General features: G+C 41.6%; 1 protein-coding gene. It reads right to left on the bottom strand.

What is annotated here, in order from left to right:
* Window positions 1-594: 594 nt before the first annotated feature.
* Window positions 595-726: a hypothetical protein gene (locus AAEY57_RS19330; RefSeq protein WP_350608586.1), complete on the bottom strand. Its 132-nt coding sequence runs from the start codon at window positions 724-726 to the stop codon at window positions 595-597.
* Window positions 727-859: the final 133 nt, after the last annotated feature.

Below are 859 nucleotides of genomic sequence, written 5' to 3'. Positions count from 1 at the left end.
CTCCTGTGATTAAAAAGAAATGAGCTTAGCGAATATAAAATAAATGTTTAGGTGTGGTTTAGCCGACGGTTACAGTAATTAATTGCATGGAAGCAATTAAAGCCGTGACTTCGCCATGGATGGCGAATACACGGCGTTTACGTTCATATCAATTTAGGCTTTGAGGAAAGTGCAAAATGCCCGGGCGCCGTGGGGTTCCAAGGGGCGGTCGGCGGTATCCGCCCCTTGGTTGCCGTCGCCAACGCGACATGTATTAATAAAGTAGACGAGTATCGAGTTGCGGAGATCGGGTTTTGATATTAAAAGCTACGCTTTTCGCGTCAGCAAGCTTAACGCCTACATTAAAATTTAAAGACCACTGCCAAGACAACTCCCCCGTCATTTTGCCCGAAAAGACTCAATTGATGAGTAATTAATTGCATGGAAGCAATTAAAGCCGTGACTTCGCCATGGATGGCGAATACACGGCGTTTACGTTTATATCAATTTAAGCTTTGAGGAAAGTGCAAAAAGCTCGGGGCGCCGAGAGATTCCAAAGAGAAGTCGGCGGTTACTTCTCTTTGGTTGTCGTCGCCAATGCGACATTTTCTTTATTTAATTAGACTCTTTATTAATTTCTTCAACAGTTCTAATTACAGCTTTTTTTAAAGCGCTGCTCATAACTTCGTTAGTTAATTGATCCAATAATGTCTTATGGAGAACCCCCATACCTTCATTATTGGCCATAGTTGCATCAAATAATTCACGTGTAATTAGTTCTTCCCCTAGCTTATTTACTAATGAACCTGAGCTTCGGATAAGAAATTACTAATTTAAAGGAACTAAATGCTCGTTCCATGATCCGATCATTCGACCAAGA

Source organism: Pseudoalteromonas sp. MER144-MNA-CIBAN-0113 (genome assembly GCF_040308965.1).
GTDB classification, from domain to species: Bacteria; Pseudomonadota; Gammaproteobacteria; order Enterobacterales; family Alteromonadaceae; genus Pseudoalteromonas; species Pseudoalteromonas tetraodonis.
Note: the sequence above shows the minus strand (reverse complement) of the source record. Positions and strands in the feature narration are given on the sequence as shown.

Coding starts and splice junctions, on each gene's coding strand:
- AAEY57_RS19330 (WP_350608586.1), bottom strand. CDS start 726: ATGGCCAATAATGAAGGTATGGGGGTTCTCCATAAGACATTATTGGAT.